This window comes from Pseudomonas frederiksbergensis (assembly GCF_035751725.1).
Taxonomy (GTDB): domain Bacteria; phylum Pseudomonadota; class Gammaproteobacteria; order Pseudomonadales; family Pseudomonadaceae; genus Aquipseudomonas; species Aquipseudomonas frederiksbergensis_A.
The window spans coordinates 4,303,624-4,322,814 of the sequence record NZ_CP142104.1; the positions used below are offsets into that span (position 1 = coordinate 4,303,624).

18 protein-coding genes are annotated in these 19,191 nt (G+C 61.0%); 11 read left to right on the plus strand and 7 right to left on the minus strand.

Annotated features, from left to right (window positions below):
• Window positions 1-18: 18 nt before the first annotated feature.
• Both VQ575_RS19065 and VQ575_RS19070 read left to right on the plus strand, forming a co-directional pair.
• Window positions 19-2,178: a type I secretion system permease/ATPase gene (locus VQ575_RS19065; RefSeq protein ID WP_325918230.1), complete on the plus strand. Its 2,160-nt coding sequence runs from the start codon at window positions 19-21 to the stop codon at window positions 2,176-2,178.
• Between the two features lie 93 nt (window positions 2,179-2,271).
• The gene (locus VQ575_RS19070) at window positions 2,272-3,636 is read left to right on the plus strand and encodes an HlyD family type I secretion periplasmic adaptor subunit (RefSeq protein WP_045155353.1); all 1,365 of its coding nucleotides are present in this window, start codon (window positions 2,272-2,274) and stop codon (window positions 3,634-3,636) included.
• A 171-nt stretch (window positions 3,637-3,807) separates the two neighbouring features.
• Here VQ575_RS19070 and VQ575_RS19075 read toward each other — a convergent pair whose 3' ends face one another.
• Together VQ575_RS19075 and VQ575_RS19080 are read right to left on the minus strand one after the other, a co-directional pair.
• The gene (locus VQ575_RS19075; RefSeq protein WP_325918231.1) at window positions 3,808-4,404 is read right to left on the minus strand and encodes a tRNA-uridine aminocarboxypropyltransferase; all 597 of its coding nucleotides are present in this window, start codon (window positions 4,402-4,404) and stop codon (window positions 3,808-3,810) included.
• A gap of 2 nt (window positions 4,405-4,406) precedes the next feature.
• Window positions 4,407-5,300, minus strand: coding sequence for a LysR family transcriptional regulator (locus VQ575_RS19080; protein ID WP_325918233.1), 894 nt, complete (start codon window positions 5,298-5,300; stop codon window positions 4,407-4,409).
• A gap of 348 nt (window positions 5,301-5,648) precedes the next feature.
• Here VQ575_RS19080 and speB point away from each other — a divergent pair, with 348 nt between their 5' ends.
• The 4 genes from speB to VQ575_RS19100 all read left to right on the plus strand — a co-directional run bounded on the left by speB (window position 5,649) and on the right by VQ575_RS19100 (window position 10,032).
• The gene (gene speB, locus VQ575_RS19085; RefSeq protein ID WP_045155351.1) at window positions 5,649-6,599 is read left to right on the plus strand and encodes an agmatinase; all 951 of its coding nucleotides are present in this window, start codon (window positions 5,649-5,651) and stop codon (window positions 6,597-6,599) included.
• 9 nt (window positions 6,600-6,608) lie between these two features.
• On the plus strand, window positions 6,609-7,016 hold the full coding sequence (locus VQ575_RS19090) for a YybH family protein (RefSeq protein WP_198726934.1): 408 nt from the start codon (window positions 6,609-6,611) through the stop codon (window positions 7,014-7,016).
• Between the two features lie 49 nt (window positions 7,017-7,065).
• Window positions 7,066-8,571, plus strand: a complete 1,506-nt coding sequence (locus VQ575_RS19095) for a purine-cytosine permease family protein (protein WP_162488973.1) — start codon at window positions 7,066-7,068, stop codon at window positions 8,569-8,571.
• 72 nt (window positions 8,572-8,643) lie between these two features.
• Window positions 8,644-10,032: a sodium:solute symporter family protein gene (locus VQ575_RS19100; RefSeq protein WP_039593139.1), complete on the plus strand. Its 1,389-nt coding sequence runs from the start codon at window positions 8,644-8,646 to the stop codon at window positions 10,030-10,032.
• 154 nt (window positions 10,033-10,186) lie between these two features.
• Here the strand turns inward: VQ575_RS19100 and VQ575_RS19105 are convergent, their stop codons facing one another.
• Window positions 10,187-10,315, minus strand: coding sequence for a PA1414 family protein (locus tag VQ575_RS19105; RefSeq protein ID WP_256222727.1), 129 nt, complete (start codon window positions 10,313-10,315; stop codon window positions 10,187-10,189).
• A 139-nt stretch (window positions 10,316-10,454) separates the two neighbouring features.
• Window positions 10,455-11,348, minus strand: a complete 894-nt coding sequence (gene ptrR / locus VQ575_RS19110) for a putrescine utilization regulator PtrR (RefSeq protein ID WP_325918234.1) — start codon at window positions 11,346-11,348, stop codon at window positions 10,455-10,457.
• A gap of 103 nt (window positions 11,349-11,451) precedes the next feature.
• On the opposite strand from ptrR, the gene VQ575_RS19115 reads away from it, so the two are divergent.
• Window positions 11,452-12,624: an MFS transporter gene (locus tag VQ575_RS19115; RefSeq protein WP_325918236.1), complete on the plus strand. Its 1,173-nt coding sequence runs from the start codon at window positions 11,452-11,454 to the stop codon at window positions 12,622-12,624.
• Here VQ575_RS19115 and VQ575_RS19120 read toward each other — a convergent pair whose 3' ends face one another.
• Both VQ575_RS19120 and VQ575_RS19125 read right to left on the minus strand, forming a co-directional pair.
• Complete coding sequence (locus VQ575_RS19120; protein ID WP_325918238.1) at window positions 12,625-14,079, minus strand: NCS1 family nucleobase:cation symporter-1; 1,455 nt, start codon at window positions 14,077-14,079, stop codon at window positions 12,625-12,627.
• A gap of 403 nt (window positions 14,080-14,482) precedes the next feature.
• Window positions 14,483-15,319 carry a CvfB family protein gene (locus tag VQ575_RS19125; protein WP_039593142.1) on the minus strand — a complete coding sequence of 279 codons (837 nt, stop codon included), beginning with the start codon at window positions 15,317-15,319 and terminating at the stop codon, window positions 14,483-14,485.
• Window positions 15,320-15,648: 329 nt separating this feature from the next.
• Between VQ575_RS19125 and VQ575_RS19130 the strand changes: the two genes are divergently transcribed.
• The 3 genes from VQ575_RS19130 (at window position 15,649) to VQ575_RS19140 (ending at window position 17,692) form a co-directional block, all read left to right on the plus strand.
• Complete coding sequence (locus VQ575_RS19130; protein ID WP_018607615.1) at window positions 15,649-15,837, plus strand: hypothetical protein; 189 nt, start codon at window positions 15,649-15,651, stop codon at window positions 15,835-15,837.
• Window positions 15,838-16,033: 196 nt separating this feature from the next.
• On the plus strand, window positions 16,034-16,744 hold the full coding sequence (locus tag VQ575_RS19135) for a TorF family putative porin (RefSeq protein ID WP_198726923.1): 711 nt from the start codon (window positions 16,034-16,036) through the stop codon (window positions 16,742-16,744).
• 81 nt (window positions 16,745-16,825) lie between these two features.
• Entirely contained in the window at window positions 16,826-17,692 is an 867-nt protein-coding gene (locus tag VQ575_RS19140) for a DUF6279 family lipoprotein (protein ID WP_325918240.1), read from the plus strand.
• 61 nt (window positions 17,693-17,753) lie between these two features.
• Here VQ575_RS19140 and VQ575_RS19145 read toward each other — a convergent pair whose 3' ends face one another.
• On the minus strand, window positions 17,754-18,146 hold the full coding sequence (locus VQ575_RS19145; protein WP_325918241.1) for a transcriptional regulator: 393 nt from the start codon (window positions 18,144-18,146) through the stop codon (window positions 17,754-17,756).
• 187 nt (window positions 18,147-18,333) lie between these two features.
• Between VQ575_RS19145 and VQ575_RS19150 the strand changes: the two genes are divergently transcribed.
• Window positions 18,334-19,065, plus strand: coding sequence for a DUF899 domain-containing protein (locus VQ575_RS19150; protein ID WP_039593145.1), 732 nt, complete (start codon window positions 18,334-18,336; stop codon window positions 19,063-19,065).
• Window positions 19,066-19,191 lie beyond the last annotated feature (126 nt).

Below are 19,191 nucleotides of genomic sequence, written 5' to 3' on the forward strand. Positions count from 1 at the left end.
CCTGTGGGAGCGATCGATGTGACCAGCATGGAACCCACAAACCCGAGCGCCGACCCGCGCTTGAATTTCGATGATCCCTTGCTGGACGGCTTGTTGATCCTCTGCAAACTCCATGGCGCGACCGTCAGCCGCGCCAGCCTCAGCGCCGGGCTTCCTATGGCGCACCAACGCTTGAGCCTGGACCTGCTGCCCCGCGCAGCGGCCCGGGCCAGTTTGCAGGCGCGACTGTTGCGTCGCGACCTGGCGGACATTTCGGCGCTTAATTTGCCGGTGATGCTGATCCTCGCCGGGGGCCGCTGTGCAATATTGCGGCGCTGGGGCGAGGACGGTCGCGCGCTTATCCTGCCCAGCGAGGCCGACGGCGGCGAACAATGGGTCAGCCGTGAGGAACTGACCACCGACTACAGCGGCCAGGCACTTTTCGCCCGGCCGCGCCACGAACTCGAAGACTTGCGCGCGCCCTTGGTGCCGCGGGTCGAAGCCTGGTTTCGCGACACCTTGAAACTGTCGCGCTGGCTGTACAGCGACGCGATCCTGGCGAGTTTCCTGATCAACCTGCTGGGGTTGATGGTGCCGCTGTTCGTCATGCAGACCTACGACCGCGTGGTACCGAACCAAGCCACCTCAACGTTGTGGGTGCTGGCCGTAGGGCTGTTGATCGGCACCGGTTTCGAACTGGTGTTGCGGGTGGTGCGCGCTCATCTGCTGGACACCGCCGGCAAGAAGACCGACGTGATTCTCTCCGCCACACTGTTCGAGCGCATCACCGGCATGGCGATGAAGGCCAAGCCGGTGACCATCGGCGGATTTGCCCAGAGCATCCATGACTTCCAGGGCCTGCGGGAATTTCTCACGGCGGTGACCCTCACCAGCCTGATCGATCTGCCCTTCGCCCTGCTGATGCTGGTGGTGATCGGCCTGTTGGGCGGCTGGCTGGTGGTGATTCCCGTGGTCGCGTTTCCGATCACCATCGTCTTCGCGATGTTCATCCAGGCGCGCCTGCGCGACACCGTGCAAAAGAGCCTGGCCTTGGGCGCCCAACGGCAGGCCCTGCTGATCGAAACCCTCGGCGGCTTGGAAACCCTCAAGGCTTGCAGTGCCGAAAGCGAGCGCCAGCATCAATGGGAAAGCACCCACGGCGCCCTCACCCGCCTGGACAGCCATGCGCGCAACCTCTCGGCCCTGGCAACCAACGGCACGCTGTTCCTGCAACAACTGGCGGGCATGGCCACCATCGTTGCCGGGGTCTACAGCATCATCGCCGGCAACCTCAGCGTCGGCGCACTGGTGGCGACCTACATGCTCGGCAGCCGTGTACTGGCCCCGCTCGGGCAGATCGCCGGGCTGATCACTCGTTACCAGCAAGCCCAGCTCACCATGCGCAGCACCGATGCGCTGATGGCGTTGCCCCAGGAGCGTGACGCCAAGCAACGCCCACTGGATCGCACCCAATTGCAGGGCGCGCTGGACGTCAACGGCGTGACCTTTCACTACAACGGCCAGGACGCCCCGGCGCTGGCCAACATCAGCTTCAGCATCAAGCCTGGCGAACGGGTCGGGATCATCGGCCGCAGCGGCTCGGGCAAAAGCACCCTGGCGCGGCTGGTGATGGGGTTCTATGCACCGGAGCAAGGCCAGTTGCTGCTGGACGGCCTGGACCTGCGACAGCTGGACGTCGCCGACCTGCGCCAACAGATCGGCTACGTCGCCCATGACCTGCCACTGCTGGCCGGCAGCCTGCGGGACAACCTCACACTCGGCGCTCGCTATATCAGCGACGCACGCATGCTCGAAGTGGCCGAACTGACCGGCGTCACCGAACTGGCGCGCCAGCATCCCCAGGGGTTCGACCGTCCGGTGGGCGAGCGCGGGCAGTTGCTGTCCGGTGGCCAGCGCCAGGCCGTGCTGCTGGCCCGGGCCCTGTTGCTGGACCCGCCGATCCTGCTGCTGGACGAACCCACCAGCGCGATGGACAACAGCAGCGAAGACGCCCTGCGGCAAAAGCTTCACACCCACGTGCAAGGCAAGACCGTGCTGCTGGTCACCCACCGCACCTCGATGCTGAGCCTGGTAGACCGTTTGGTGGTGCTGGATAACGGCCGGATCGTCGCGGACGGGCCGAAGGACGCGGTGATCGATGCGCTGCGCAAGGGACGGGTGGGCTCTGCGGCGGTATAGCTACCAACACATACCACTGTGGCGAGGGAGCAAGCTTCCTCGCCACAAAAGCTGCACACCGGATCATTACATTTAGCCAACGGGTACCGCCCCATGTCTGCTCAAACACCCGATCAAGCCGCCCGAAGCTACTTCGGCAGCTTCAGCAAAAGCGCTGAAAGCGAATTCATGCCGGAAACCGCCGGCGCGACGCTGCAAGATTCGCCCCGGCGCTCGCGCGTCACCGTGTGGCTGGCGGCTGGGCTGATTGTCAGTGGGCTGGTCTGGGCGAAACTGGCAGTCCTGGAAGAAGTCACCACTGGGGAAGGCAAGGCGATTCCGTCGAGCAAGATCCAGGTGATTCAGAACCTGGAGGGTGGCATCGTCACCGAGATTTTCGTGCGCGAAGGCCAGATGGTGAACAAGGGCGACACTTTGCTGCGCCTGGATGACACGCGCTTCCTGTCAAACAAGGGTGAGAGCGAGGCCGATCGTTACGCGTTGATGGCCCAGGTCGAACGCTTGTCGGCGGAAGCGGAAGGACGGCCGCTGCAGTTATCCACCGAAGTCACCGGCAAGGCGCCACAAGTGGCCGAGGACGAGCGCGCGCTCCACGAACAACGCCAGCGGCGCCTGGCCAGCGAGCAACGGACCCTGACCGAACAACTGCGGCAGAAAACCCAGGAACTGGCGGAGTTTCGTTCCAAGCAAGGGCAGTTCAGCTCGGCGCTGGCCCTGCTGCAAGAAGAGATGAACATGTCGGCCCCACTGGTGCGCACCGGGGCGGTTTCACCGGTGGAGATCCTGCGGCTCAAGCGTAGCGCGGTGGAAATCCGTGGCTCGCTCAATGCCACGACCCTGGCGATTCCGCGGGCTGAATCGGCGATCAATGAAATCAAGAGCAAGATCGACGAGTCAGAACAGTCCTTCCGTTCCGACGCGGCCAAGGAGCTCAACGAGAAACGCACGGAGCTGTCGAAAATCACCGCCTCGAGCATCGCCATCGATGACCGCGTGACGCGCACCACCGTGGTCTCTCCGGTGCATGGGGTGATCAAGCAACTGAAGGTCAACACCATCGGCGGCGTGGTCCAGCCGGGCAGCGACATGATCGAGATCGTGCCCCTGGAAGACAACCTGCTGATCGAAGCCAAGGTCCGTCCCCAGGACGTGGCGTTCCTGCATCCGGGCCAGAAAGCCATGGTCAAGTTCAGCGCCTACGACTACACGATCTATGGCGGGCTGAGCGCCAAGCTCGAATTGATCGGCGCCGACACCATCACCGATGACAAGGGCAACAGTTTTTACCTGATCCAGGTGCGCACCGACAGGAACCATTTGGGTGGGGATGCGAAACCGTTGCTGATCATTCCAGGGATGGTGGCGACGGTGGACATCATCACTGGCGAGAAAAGCGTGCTGGATTACCTGCTGAAACCGGTGTTGAAGGCGCGGACCGAGGCGATGCGCGAGCGTTGATCCGGACTTCACTCAACCCTGTGGCGAGGGCGCTTGCTACCGCTGGGCTGAAGCGGCCCCAAGACCATTCACCGCGTTGTATCAGGAAGACCACGCGGCAGGTTTTACGACGGCTGCGCCCGAGGCGTCGGACCGGCCGAGCGGGAGCAAGCTCCCTTGCCAAAGGGACCTTTATTCTCCTCCATGGTTCTTCTGATAGGTCTCCTCCCCCATCGCCGCGATCTGCCCCTCGATCAACGCTTCGAACGGTTTTAGCAACGGCTCGAAACTCACCGGCGCCTCCAGAACCTGCAAGGCCTGGACAATCGCCTCCACCGTCGACAACGCCCCCGGCCCTGGAGCCTTGCGCAAGCGGTAGCGAGACACGCCGCCGTCGGCCAACGTCACCCTCGGCAGCGCCGCCAGCAGCGGGTTGAGATGCAACAGTTTGCGCGCCTTGCGCCAGGTGCCGTCGGGAACGACCAACAGCAGCGGCTCATCGCAAGAAGCGTAGGCTTGCAGCGGCTGCGCATCGTCAGCGGGAAACAGCAACCGCGCCCGATAGCCCGGTTGATCGAGCAACCGCGGCAGATCCTCGAACACCTCGCCCACGATCAGCTCGGCATTCTTCAGCCCCAACGCCGCCAGCCGGGCGGTGTTCAACGCGTGGTTCACTTCGCTGGGATGCTGTAACAACAAGACGCGCGTGCTGCAGTCGAGGCTGGGGATCAACGGGCACAGGCAATGGCTTTGGGGCCTGAGGCAACGTGGGCACTGGAGTCTGGACATGGTCAGGCCTGGTTCAGTTGAGCTTTGAGTAGATCACGGAAGGTCTGGATCAGCGGCTCGCGGCTGCGACCCCGGCGCACGATCATCGAGAACGGCGCCTGATAGCCGAATGTCGCCGGCAGCAGCACGCGCAAGTCGCCCTTGTCGACCCAGGCCTGGGCGTAATGCTCGGGCAGGTAGCCGATGTAGGCGCCTGACAGCACCAGGATCAACTGCGCTTCCATGCTCTCCACTGTCGCCGCGCTGTGCTTGAAGCCATGGCGAGCCAGTTCGGCCTGGCTCCAGTAACCGCGTCCGACCATGCGTTGCTGGGTGATGAGTTGTTCCGGGATACGTCGCTCGGTGAACAACGGGTGGCGGTTGCTGCAATACAGCCAGTGCTGCTCGCGGTACAGCGGCATGTAGACCAACCCGCTCATGCGCGTGGAAAACGCGCCGATGGCCAGGTCCAGGCGGTTGTCCTGTACGCCGAGTTGCAATTCGTAAGGGCTCAGGACCGACAGATGCAAATGCACCGCCGGATGTTCCTGGCTATAGGCACCGATGGCTTCGGCGAACGGTAGGGCCTTGTCGCTGACGGTGGAGTCGATCACACCCAGGTTGAGCGTGCCGCGCAACTCGCCCTTGAGCGCCGCGGCGTATTGCTCGAACCCTTCCAGCTCGCCCATCAGGCGCAGGGTTTCCTGATGGAACAACTCGCCCTTGCTGGTCAGGCTGAACCCGCCCCGTCCGCGATGACAGAGCACCAGGCCCAGGGTCGATTCGAGCTGGCTCATGTAGGTGCTGATGGCGGACGTGGAGAGATTGAGCTCGTGCTGGGCATTGGCGAACCCCTGGTGCCGAACCACGCTGACAAAAATGCGCAGCAGTTTCAGGTCGGGTAGAGCGTTGGCCATTAGGGATCTCCAAACTACAAACAGGACACTGCAAACCTGTGGCGAGGGGATTTAGCGAAACGTCGCACCGCCCCGCTGGACTGCGAAGCAGTCCCAAGACAGGCAACTCAATCGGCCTGACATACCGAGGTGGCTGGGTTTAGGGCCGCTTCGCGCCCCAGCGGGGATAAATCCCCTCGCCACAGGAGCCTCATTTGCCTCAGGACTACGTTGCTGCGGAGTCTATCGCCCCGCCCGTCATTAGTTTAGAAAAATATGAACTAAGTATTTGCCGCCAGCGATTCTTCACGGCAAAAGCTTTTCGCAGAATCGGCCCCTGATAAATAAAACAACGATGAGGCCCTACCCGTGGACAAGATTCTTCACCAACCACTGGGCGGCAACGAAATGCCGCGCTTCGGCGGCATCGCCACCATGATGCGACTCCCCCACCTTCCCACCGCTGCCGGCCTGGACGCTGCCTTTGTCGGCGTGCCGCTGGACATCGGCACCTCCCTGCGCGCCGGCACCCGCTTCGGCCCGCGCGAAATCCGCGCCGAATCCGTGATGATCCGCCCCTACAACATGGCCACCGGTGCCGCGCCGTTCGACTCATTGTCGGTGGCGGACATCGGTGACGTGGCGATCAACACCTTCAACCTGCTGGACGCGGTACGAATCATCGAAGAGTCGTACCACAAGATCCTCGAACACAACGTCATTCCCCTGACCTTGGGCGGTGACCACACCATCACCCTGCCGATCCTGCGGGCGATCCACAAGAAACACGGCAAGGTCGGCCTCGTGCACATCGACGCCCATGCCGACGTGAACGACCACATGTTCGGCGAGAAAATCGCCCACGGCACCACCTTCCGCCGCGCCGTGGAAGAAGGCCTGCTCGATTGCGACCGCGTGGTGCAGATCGGCCTGCGCGCCCAGGGCTACACCGCCGAGGACTTCAACTGGAGCCGCAACCAGGGCTTCCGCGTGGTCCAGGCTGAAGAGTGCTGGCACAAATCCTTGGCACCGCTGATGGCGGAAGTGCGTGAGAAAGTTGGCGGCGGCCCGGTGTACCTGAGTTTCGACATCGACGGCATCGACCCGGCCTGGGCGCCCGGCACCGGCACCCCGGAAATCGGTGGCCTGACCACCATCCAGGCGATCGAAATCGTCCGTGGCTGCCAAGGCCTCGACCTGGTCGGTTGCGATCTGGTAGAAGTTTCGCCGCCGTACGACACCACCGGCAACACCTCGCTGCTGGGCGCCAACCTGCTGTACGAGATGCTTTGCGTACTGCCCGGCGTGGTTCATCGCTGAGGCGCGGCCATGAACGATCACGATCAGGTACTTGAGGCCGCCGCAAATCTGGTGACGGCCTTCGCCCGCAATGACCGCGATGCTTACTTCGGTGCGTTCACGGCCGATGCGAGTTTCGTGTTCCACACCCTCGAACAGCCCTTGCTGTCGCGCGATGCCTACCAGGCGTTGTGGGATCGCTGGCGGTTCGAGGATGGCTTCGAGGTGGTGAATTGCACCTCGAGCAACGCCTTCGTCAGCCTGCAAGGCAACGTGGCGATTTTCATCCATGACGTGGCCACCGAGCTGCGCATGCAAGGGGAGCTTCACTTTAGCCAGGAGCGCGAAACCATTGTGTTTCGCCAAGAACAACAAGGCCTATGGCTGGCCTGTCATGAACATTTGTCCGCAATGCCGGAAGGGCTGCCACCCCCTTAGCCACAGGCGACATTCACAGCCGATGAATGCGCCTCGATGATCGGAGCAGATCATGAATAACAATAACGATAAAAGCCTTACGCAGATTGAAACCAACGGGGTCGAGCAGATCCCGGACCATGAACGAACCGCCGGCCCGGGCGATCTGTTTCGGCTGATCTTCGGCGGCGCCAATACCTTTGCCACCGCCGTGCTCGGCAGTTTCCCGGTGCTGTTCGGCCTGTCGTTCCAGGCCGGTGTCTGGGCGATTGTGCTGGGGGTATTGGTCGGTTCGATCATTCTCGCGCCGATGGGCCTGTTCGGTCCGCTCAACGGCACCAACAACGCGGTGTCTTCCGGTGCGCATTTCGGTGTGCACGGACGCATCGTCGGTTCATTCCTGTCGCTGCTGACCGCCATCGCGTTTTTCTCGCTGTCGGTGTGGAGTTCGGGCGATGCGTTGATCGGCGGTGCCAAGCGATTGATCGGCGTGCCGGAAACCGACCTGAGCCTGGGCCTGGCCTACGGCCTGTTTGCCTTGCTGGTACTGACGGTTTGCATCTACGGCTTCCGCTTCATGCTGTGGGTCAACCGCATCGCCGTATGGGCCGCGAGCCTGTTGTTCTTGTTGGGCATCTTTGCCTTCGCGCCGAGTTTCGACAGCCAGTTCGCCGGCACGGTCGCCCTCGGCCAGCCGGGCTTCTACGCGGCCTTCATCGGCGCGGCGCTGGTGGCCATGAGCAACCCGATTTCCTTCGGCGCGTTCCTGGGTGACTGGTCGCGCTACATCCCACGCAACACGCCCAAGCCGCGCATCATGCTGGCGGTGATCGCCGCGCAACTGGCGACGCTGATCCCGTTCCTGTTCGGCCTCGCCACCGCCACCATCGTGGCGATCAAGGCGCCAGACTACATCGCGGCCAATAACTATGTGGGCGGGTTGCTGGCGGTGTCGCCGGGGTGGTTCTTCCTGCCGGTGTGCCTGATCGCGGTGATCGGAGGCATGTCCACCGGCACCACGTCGCTGTATGGCACCGGGTTGGACATGTCCAGCGTATTCCCACGGGTGCTGTCGCGGGTCAAGGCGACGCTGCTGATCGGCGTGCTGTCGATCGCCTTCATCTTCATAGGGCGGTTCGCGGCAAACCTGGTGCAGAGCGTCTCGACCTTCGCCGTGCTGATCATCACCTGCACCACACCCTGGATGGTGATCATGATCATCGGTCTGGTGGTGCGTCGTGGCTTCTACTGCCCGGATGACTTGCAAGTGTTCACCCGCGGCGAAACCGGCGGGCGCTACTGGTTCAGCCACGGCTGGAACTGGCGCGGCCTGGGGGCTTGGATTCCCAGCGCGTTGGTGGGGCTGTGCTTCGTCAACCTGCCGGGGCAGTTCGTCGGACCATTGGGGGAATTGGCCGGTGGTATCGACATCAGCCTGCCGGTGACCCTGGGGCTGGCGTCGGTGGTGTACCTGGCATTGCTGGGGCTGTTTCCGGAACCGGCGGCGGTGTATGGGCCGCGGGATCCGCGTAGCACTGATCCGCTCAACCCGTCCGAACTGCGACAGGCCGCCTGACTGACCAATTCCCATGGCGTCAGCGCCAGCAGCCTCGCCCCACATAAAAAAGACAATCGGAGACACGCCACCATGGCTTTGGACTTAATCGTCGTTCTCATCTACGCCGCCGGCATGATCGCCCTGGGCTGGTACGGCATGCGCCGCGCCAAGACCCGTGACGACTATCTCGTCGCCGGGCGCAACCTCGGCCCGGGCTTTTACCTGGGCACCATGGCCGCCACCGTCCTGGGCGGTGCATCGACCATCGGCACTGTGCGCCTGGGCTACGTCCATGGCATTTCCGGATTCTGGCTGTGCGGCGCTATCGGCCTGGGCATCGTCGGGCTGAGTCTGTTTCTCGCCAAACCGTTGCTCAAACTGAAGATCTATACCGTGACCCAAGTGCTGGAGCGCCGCTACAACCCGGCTGCGCGGCATGCCAGCGCGCTGATCATGCTGGTCTACGCGCTGATGATCGGCGCCACGTCGACCATCGCCATCGGCACCGTCATGCAGGTGCTGTTCGGCCTGCCCTTCTGGGTCTCGATCCTGGTGGGCGGCGGCGTGGTGGTGCTGTATTCAACCATCGGCGGGATGTGGTCGCTGACCCTGACCGACATCGTGCAGTTCCTGATCATGACCATCGGCCTGGTGTTTTTGCTGATGCCGATGTCCATCAGTGATGCCGGAGGCTGGGACGCAATGGTGGCGGCCTTGCCGGCGCGCTATTTCGATTTCACCGCCATTGGCTGGGACACCATCATCACGTATTTCCTGATCTACTTCTTCGGCATCTTCATCGGCCAGGACATCTGGCAGCGAGTGTTCACCGCCCGCAGCGAAGGCGTGGCGAAAGTCGCCGGAACCGCCGCCGGCCTGTATTGCGTGCTCTACGGCCTGGCCGGTGCGCTGATCGGCATGGCCGCCAAGGTACTGCTGCCGGACCTGGAAAACGTCAACAACGCCTTTGCAAGCGTGGTGCAACACAGCTTGCCCAACGGGATACGCGGCCTGGTGATCGCCGCCGCACTTGCGGCGCTGATGTCCACGGCGGCGGCGGGGCTGCTCGCGGCTTCCACTACGGTGGTCCAGGATTTGTTGCCGCGTCTGCGCCAGGGTCGTGAAAGCGGCAACGGCGACGTCCATGAAAACCGCATCGCAACCTTGCTGCTCGGTGCGGTGGTCCTGGCAATCGCCCTGGTGGTCAGCGATGTCATCAGTGCCCTGACCCTGGCCTACAACCTGTTGGTGGGCGGCATGCTGATCCCGCTGATCGGCGCCATCTACTGGAAACGCGCCACCACGGCCGGCGCGATCACCAGCATGTCGCTGGGCTTCGTGACCGCGCTGTTCTTCATGTTCAAGGATGGTTTGGATGCGAACACGCCGATCTATTACAGCTTGAGCGTCGCGTTGGTGAGTTTCGTGGTGGTGAGCTTGTTGTCGCCGCGGTCGAATGTGGTGCCTAAGGCGGCTTGATCAAATAGCAGAAAGGTTTCTTCGATGGGCATGGCGTCGGTGGCCATGCCCTTTTTTTGCAATAGGAATTCACATCGCAAATAAAAAGATCGCAGTTCCAGAGTCTTTCAATCGAAAGGCTCTGGAACTGCGATCTCTCCAAAAACGGGTGGGTTTACCGGCGGCGCGGCTGGCGGCGGCGTTGCTCATCGTCAGTGCGGATCGGTATCGGCTGCATGGGCGGCTCGATGAGGCCGAGCGCGACACCCAAGTCGTGAAGCCAGTTCTGGATTTTCTCTTTCATCGTGGTGCCCCCTCAGGGTGGTGCGAGCGGCAGATTTCTGTGGCCCCTTCGCACTGATAATAGTCCGAAGTCCTACGCAATGCTCGTTACAGATTGCAATGATCTGTTACTGAATTGATCCAAATCCCAGGCTGTGAGTTCAAGCCGATTGCGCCGTGATCATGGGCACCCGCGGCCACGCTTGTTGTTGCAACTCGATCCAGGCGTTCAGGTTGGCGCCGACCATGCCTTTGCGCCACATCAACCACGTCGTCGCGCTGGCAAATGGTTCGGCCAGTGGATGCGCCACCACACGCTCGCGGCCCGGCAGGCTGGCGAGCATCAACTCCGACATCAACGCTACCCCGGACCCGGCGATGACACACGCCAGCATCCCCTGGTACGACTCGATCTCCATCGCCCGGCCCATGGTTGCGTGATCATGGGCAAACCAGGCCTCCAGGCGCATCCGGTACGAACAGCCCCGGCGGAAGGTGAATACCGCGCGGCCTTCCACGTCCAGCGCACTGCGTACCGGCGCGTGGTCGGCCTCGGTGATCAGCACCAACCGTTCGTCGCACAATGGCACGCCATCCAATCCCGCCAGTTCCAGCGGGCCGTCCACCAGCGCTGCATCGAGGCGATTGGTAAGCAGGCCTTCGAGCAATTCACCACTTGGCCCCGATTGCACCTGCAGGTTCACCGCCGGGTAAGCCCGGTGATAAGCCGCCAGCAGGTCCGGCAAATGCGTCGCCGCCGTGCTGTACATCGTGCCCAGCAGGAAATCCCCGGCCGGCTGACCGCCCTGCACCGCCGCGTGGGCTTCGTCATGCAGGGCGAACAGCTTGGTCGCATAATCCAACAAGACTTTTCCTGCAGGCGACAACTGCAAACGCTGACGCTCCCGTAGGAAAAGATCCACGCCCAACTGCTCTTCGAGCTGTTTGAGCCGGGTCGACAGGTTCGATGGCACCCGGTGCAAGCGCTCCGCTGCCCGGGTGATGGAACCTTCCTCGGCCACGGCCTGGAAAATCCGTAACTGGCTGAACTCCACGACCCTCTCCAAAAAAGAACAAGTTGCTCACTATTATTCATTTTTAATGAAAGTCAATCAGTCCTAGCCTGACGGTCATTCGCCTCAACGCTGGAGAACGACCATGTCGCCCTTGATTCGCCTGCTTGCCAGCTTCATAGCCCTGATGATGGCCATGGGCATCGGCCGCTTCGCCCTTACGCCGCAATTACCTCATTTGATCGGCGAAGGTCAGGTGGACTTGACCGCCGCCGGTCTGATTGCCGCCGCCAACTACTTGGGGTATTTCCTCGGTGCGCTGGACGCGATGTTCGCCCGTCGCCCGGAACAAGTGCAGCGACGGTTGCTCGGCGGCCTGTGGCTGTGCGTGCTGCTGACCCTGGCGTCGTTCTGGGCCTGGGGCTTCTGGCCGCACCTGGCATTGCGCTTCGGCACCGGTGTGGCGAGCGCCTGGGTGATGGTGATGATCACGGCCCTGAGCCAGCCCTTGGCCGCGGCGGCAGGACGGCCACGGCTTGGGGCGCTCGTATTTGCCGGACCGGGACTGGGAATTTTCCTGACAGGCTTGTTGGCCCTTGGCTCGAACCTGCTGGGCCAGACCTCCGATGTGTTGTGGTTGGTGTATGCCGGTGCGGCATTGATTATGTTGCTGGTGATCCTGCCGGCCCTGCCGAAACCCACGGCGGCGGCCACCCATACAGCGCCCGTCGTTGTGTCCGGTAACAGCGGTATCGCCCGACTCTGCGTGGTCTACGCCTTGTATGGCGTGGGCTACATCATTCCGGCGACGTTCCTGTCGCAGATGGCATCCGCACAATTCAAAGGGCAATGGCAGGCGGATCTGTTCTGGCCCTGCTTCGGCCTGGCCGCCGCCATTGGTGTGTTGCTGGTGAGCCTGCGCAAGCCCAACCCGAACACCACCAGCCGCTGGCTGATGGCGACGTTGTGGCTGCAAGCCGCTGGCGTGTTTGCGTGCCTGCTGGGCAGCGGTGCGGGGCTGGCGTTGGGCGTAGTCTTGTGTGGCTCACCGTTTCTGGCCTGCATGCAACTCGTGGTGATGCGTGCCCGAGAACTGGCGCCCCACGCGACGCAGCGCAACATCGGACTGCTGACGGCGTGTTTTGCCATCGGCCAGCTCAGCGGCCCCTTGCTGGCAGCGCTGAGCAGCCACTTCAGCGGTGGCTTGCAACCCGCGCTGGTCATCGCTGGCAGCGGTCTGGTGCTGGCGGGCGGCCTCCTGCTGCGCCCCGCCAACGCAAGCGCGGTGAAGCCTTGCGCACAGACCGCCCTGCGTTGATCAGGCTTGGCCGGCCGCGTTCAGCGACGTGTTCAGCTGTAGGACGGATTGGCGTCGCGCCAAGGCGAAATACAACACGCCGCCGAGGAAACAACCGGTGAACCAGGCAAAGTTGGCCATCGGTTGGAGAAACGGCGTGAACGTGATCGCCACGCCCATCAGCGTCGCCGGGATCAATGCCTTGACCGCTGTCCAGTTAATGCCCCCACTGTAGTAATAGCGCCCAGTCGGGCCATCGTTGAACAGCGAATCGACGTCGATCTGCTGCTTCTTGATCAGGTAATAGTCCACCAGCAGGATGCCGAACAGCGGACCGATAAACGCCGCCAGTACGTCCAGGGTGTAATGGATCACTTCAGGGTTGTTGAACAGGTTCCACGGTGTGATGAAAATCGATGCCACCGCCGCGATCATACCTCCGGCGCGCCAGCTGATCTTGCTCGGCGCGACGTTGGCAAAGTCAAAGGCCGGGGAAACGAAGTTGGCAACGATATTGATGCCAATGGTCGCGGTGACGAAGGCGAAAGCGCCGAGCAAGACGGCTACGTCGTTGTCGATGCGTGCCACGGTGGCGATCGGGTCGTGGAGCATTTCCCCGAACACCGGCAACGTCCCGGAAACAATCACCACGGTGACCAGAGAGAACGCCAGGAAATTCACCGGCAACCCCCAGAAATTGCCACGACGTACGTCAGACATGCTCCGACAGTAGCGGCTGAAATCACCGAAATTCAAGGTTGGGCCGGAAAAGTACGACACCACCAGGGCCGTCGCCACGATCACTTGCCCGAATGCCTGCCAGCCCGACAAGGATTTTTCCGCCAGGGTAAAACTGATGTTGCTCCAACCGGCCTTCCACACGATCCAACCCGCCAGCAGGAACATCACGGCATACACCACCGGCCCGGCCCAGTCGATGAAGCGACGGATCGACTCCATGCCCGTCCAGAACACCAACGCCTGGACGAACCACAACCCAAGGAAACCGAACCAGCCCAGGTAGGACAAACCTGCAAAACTTGGCGTCGCGTAGGCTTCCATCGAAGGAAAAAACCGCAGGACCACGATGATCAGTGCGCTGGACGCCAGGTACGTCTGTATTCCATACCAGGCCACGGCGATAAGCCCCCGGATGACCGCCGGGATATTCGCCCCGAACACGCCAAATGCCAGCCTGCAAATCACCGGATAAGGCACCGCCGCCTGTTGGCTCGGCTTGGCGACTAGATTAGCAATCAACTGCACGATGCAAATCCCGCCGAGCAAGGCGATCAACACCTGCCAACTCGCCAGGCCCAACGCGAACAGGCTGGCGGCAAACACGTAGCCGCCAACGCTGTGCACATCACTCATCCAGAACGCGAAAATGTTGTACCAATTCCATTTTTGCGGCAGCGGGCCCAGGTCTTCGTTATAGAGACGAGGGCTGTAGCCGTTGGGCAATTGCTCGGACATTGCGGGGCTCCTTAAGGTGCCGCCGTGCCCCCGAGTTTGATTGTCCACCACACTGCGCACGGGAGCCGGCGTGGTTTGTATACGGGTTACTACGCAGAATGCGTGCCATAGGCGCTGGATGCGAGACAAACCGTGGTTTTTAGCGCAGGTAAAAACCAAACGGGCACGGCAGAACGCCCACGAACGGGGCGCGGATGCATGCTTAAGGTGCAAGGATTTTGTATACAGCGAAGATTGTGGCGAGGGGATTTATCCCCGCTGGGCTGCGGAGCAGCCCAAAAATAACCACTCAATCTGGCAGGTACACCGAGGCGTTCGAATCAGGGCTGCTTCGCAGCCCAGCGGGGATAAATCCCCTCGCCACAGGATGACCTAGCCAAAGCTGGTTTGCTCGGTCTAACGATCAGGTCAGCTCAATACGATCAGCATGAATGACAATCTGCCCATTCTTGTAAAGCGCACCAATGGCCTTCTTGAAGTTGCCCTTGCTCACGCCAAACAGACTGCTGATCAATGCCGGGTCGCTCTTGTCACTGACCGGTAGCGTGCCGTTGTTCTCGCGCAACTTGGCAAGGATCTTCGCGTTGAGGCTGGTGGCCGCTTCCTGGCCCACCGGCTGCAAACTCAAACTGATCTTGCCGTCCGGGCGGATTTCCTTGATGAAACCCTTTTCCTGCTTGCCGGCGCGCATGAACTTGAAGATTTCGTTCTTGTGGATCAAGCCCCAGTGCTTGTTGTTGATGATCGCCTTGAAGCCCATGTCGGTGGCTTCGGCGACCAGCAAGTCGACTTCCTGCCCAGGCGTATAGTTGGCCGGTGTCTTGTCCAGATAACGGTCCAACCGCGCCGTGGCAGTGATACGGCGGGTGTGCTTGTCGAGATAGACGTGCACCACGCAGTATTCACCCGCAGTCAATTGGCGTTTTTCTTCGGAGTACGGCAGTAGCAAATCCTTGGGCAAGCCCCAATCCAGGAACACGCCGATGCTGTTGACTTCAACCACTTTCAGGCTGGCGAATTCGCCAACTTGGACCTTCGGTTTTTCCGTGGTAGCGATCAGTTTGTCGTCGCTGTCCAGATAAATAAAAACATTCAGCCAATCTTCGTCTTCACTGGGAATATCCTTGGGGATATAACGGTTGGGCAGCAGGATTTCACCGTCCGCACCGCCGTCCAGATATAAACCGAAGTTGGTGTGTTTAACCACTTGCAAACTGTTGTAGCGCCCGACTAAAGCCATTTCCAAATACCCTCGTTGCGTGGGCGGCATTCTACCCGGTTTTGCGACGCGATTCGTGCCGCTGAGGGGGCTTACCGCGCAAGCCTTGATTCGCAAGGGTTTTCTCCCTTGAGATGGCCATTCGTCAGACCGTGCAAGGTTAGAATCGCTCCGCTTCAGCGTTGAATAAAATCAAACGTTGTTATTTAAAACAGTGGCTTAGGGGCAATAACCAGGCACAAATGGGTCGATATTCCGGCCTTGGCCCAAATAATCCAAGGGGATATTTGCCAAGCAATTGTCAAGTATTTCCTGTACGATGCCTGGCCCAATTAATTATCCATAGGTTAATGGCCGTCATGCGCGTAAAAGCATCCAACAGCAAAGCAAAGCCAGCTCCAGCCGTTGAAACCAGCGAGTCGATCAACGACCAGATCGCTGCGTTCCTCAAGTCCGGCGGTGAAATCCAGCAGATTGCCAAAGGTGTCAGCGGCCAGACCTTCGGCCCGTCCAAGCAGATCAGCCTGGGCAAAAAGTAATCCCCCGCGTCACCTGGTCCCAAAGCGCTTTGACTCTCGAAGCGCTTGGACTGGAACCCCTTCCCCCAGTATCCTTCCTCGCACGAATCGACGAACGGCATCGCTGCCGAACATTCGCCGGTATGCTTGCCCTCTCTAGCTCAAGCGTTTCAGCTTGTTTACGATTCCCTGCTCCTCGCTATTCATGGAGTGAAGCATGCGCATTCCCGTTGTCCTGCTGGCGCTCAGTCTGCTCGCTTGCCCCGCTTCTTATGGGCAGGTGTTTCAGCGCGAGCTCGGTGACTTCGACCTTAAACTCGGCACCACCCCCAGCCGCAGCATGGCCCAGGGCCTTGTCACGCCGTCGAGCACCGGCTCGTTCCACGGTGGCCTGGACCTGAGCCATGACAGCGGCTGGTACATCGGACAATGGTCACCCAGCGCCGGCTTCTCCGCCGACCTGGAAGTCGATTCCTACATGGGTTTCAAACAACCCTTCGATCAGACCTTGGGTTACGAAGTCGGCCTGATCCACTACAGCTACCCCACCGTCGATACCGTCGACAGCCAGGAATTCTATGGCGGCTTGACCATTCTCGGCAGCCGCTTCGGTGCGGCGTTGAGCAACGACCCGGACAAACAGAACAGCACCCTGTTCGCTGACCTCGGTGGCAACGTGCCCTTCGGCATCGGCATCAGCGCCAAATACACCACCCACCAACTCAATAACCCGGTCTCGGTGGAGAATGGCTACGTAGGCAGTTTCAGTGACTGGTCGTTGAAAATCTCCCGTCCTTGGAGAGGCATCGACCTGGACCTGATCTACAGCGACTCCAGCCTCAGCGGCAGCAGCTGCTCGGCCTATTCCGGGCACAACAGCGAATGCGACAGCCTGCTGACCCTGAAGATGGCCCATCCTTTTTACTAAGCGTTACTTATTCGATCGGCTGAACTGCCGCGCGCCTGCCATGCTCAAACAAAGCACCTCCGCTTTCGCAAGGACTCGCTCATGTCGCGCTGGTTAACACGCACCGCCATGTTCATCGCCCTGCTGCTGACAATCACCGCTTGCAGCCGTGTCGGCCTGGCCTACCGCAACCTCGACCTGATCATCCCCTGGACCCTCAACGACTACCTGGAGATCAACGGCCAGCAGAAAGACTGGTTCGACGATCGCCTCAAGGAACACCTGAGTTGGCATTGCACCACACAACTGCCCGGCTATCTGGACTGGCTCGATCGCCTCAAGACCATGGTGCAAACCAACGCGGTGACCGACGAAGCCCTGCAGCAACGCACCCTCGAAGCCAAGGCCGCCATCGCCGAAACCGCCCGGGCAATCACACCCTCGGCCATAGAATTGTTGCAGCGCTTGAGCGACGAACAGGTCGACGACATGGACGCCGCGTTCGTCAAGGACCAGCGCAAGCGCCAGCGCGACTACCTCAAGCCGACCTTGCAACAGCAGATCAAGGAACGTGCCGAGCGCATGGAAAAACGTCTCAATGACTGGATCGGCCCACTCAGCGATGCCCAGCGTCAAAGAGTAATGACGTGGTCCTCCGCCCTTGGCGATCAAAACCAACAATGGATCGCCAACCGCGCCCACTGGCAAAACCAGTTCAGCGAAGCCGTCGCCCAACGCCACAACCCGGACTTCCCGAAACGCATCGAGCAACTGCTGGTCAACCGCGAAAGCCTGTGGACCCCCGCCTACCGCGAAGCCTTCAGCAAAACCGAAGCCCAGGCTCGCAGCCTGCTGGTGGACCTGATGGCCGACAGCACCCCGGCACAGCGTGAACGGCTGTTGCAGAAAATCGATGGGGTGAAGAAGGATTTCAGTGATCTGAAATGCCTGAAAGCGACCCGACGGTAAGGGACGTCATCCAAGGCAGTGTGGGGAGCGAGCCCGCTCCCCACACTGCGTACGCCTGGTTTCAGGCGATCTGCGCCTTCGAAGCCAAATCATCAAACGTAAATTCATCCAGCGCATCTTCCTGCTCATCGAGCACTTGGCGTGGATGATCATTGCCCGGAATGCTGCTGTCGATCAGGCTCAACAACCGCGAGCCGCGTGGTGTCAGCACAAAATTCTCGCCATTGCCGCCCTCTTCCTCTGGCCGAGGCTCGATATACCCACGCTCCAGCAGTAACTTTTCATACTCTCCGGCGACCGCTTTCAGATGATCGAGGTTCTCGATTTCCTCGCCCTGAGCCGCCTTCTCCGCCGCGTACTGCTCCGCGTAAGGCCGAGGGGTAAAACTGTGGCCGGCACCGTTCTGCACTTCGTGCAGCAACCGTTCGATCAAGTCCCAGTTATAAGTCGTCATCCTGGTCCATCCTCTAATGCTTAAAGAGTGAGATGCCTACTTAAGGTGTGACCGGGGCGGATCAGCGCCGTTCAGCCCGGTTTTTGACCGCCCTTTTCTCCAAACCGACCAGCGGCTTGTCGAATCCGACGCCGACCAAACGACTAGGCATTGCAACCGTCGGCAAATCAATCCCAGGAGAAGCCCCATGAACATCGAGCACCCTCCAGTCGTCTCGCGGGAAGAATGGCTCGCCGCCCGCCGTGAGCATTTGGCCCATGAAAAAGCCTTCACCCGCGAACGAGACAAGCTCAGCGCCGAACGCCGCGCCCTGCCCTGGGTAAAGATAGAAAAACCCTACCGCTTCCAAGGCCCCCACGGCGAACTCAGCCTCGCCGACCTGTTCGGCGGCCGCAGCCAACTGATCATCTACCACTTCATGTTCGGCCCCGGCTGGACCGAAGGCTGCCAAGGCTGCTCGTTCCTGTCCGACCACATCGACGGCGCCAACCAACACCTGGCCCACCACGACGTCGCCGTCGTCGCCGTCTCCCGCGCGCCCTATGCCGAATTCCAACCCTTCAAACGCCGCATGGGCTGGGCCTTCGACTGGGTCTCGTCGCAAGGCTGCGACTTCAATTACGACTTCGGCGTCAGCTTCAAAACCGAAGACGTCGCTGCCGGAACAGCCACCTACAACTACGAAAAAACCGACACCGCCGAAGGCGAACTCCCAGGCCTGAGCGTCTTCTATCGCAACGAAGCCGGTGACACCTTCCACACCTACTCCACCTACGCCCGCGGCCTCGACATCCTCGTCGGCACCTACAACTACCTCGACCTCACGCCCAAGGGCCGCAATGAAGACGAGATCATGGATTGGGTGCGGCATCATGATAAGTATGAAGAGGCCTGGCCGCGTGGATGCTGCCACAGTTGATGCGTCAGCCCGCCCAGTCGAGCGCGATCTCGTGGCGAGGGAGCTTGCTCGCGCTCGGCTGGGTAGCAGTCGCTTGCTTTAAGCCGACAAATGCTAGGCCAAACGTCCTACATAAAGCTCGGAAAG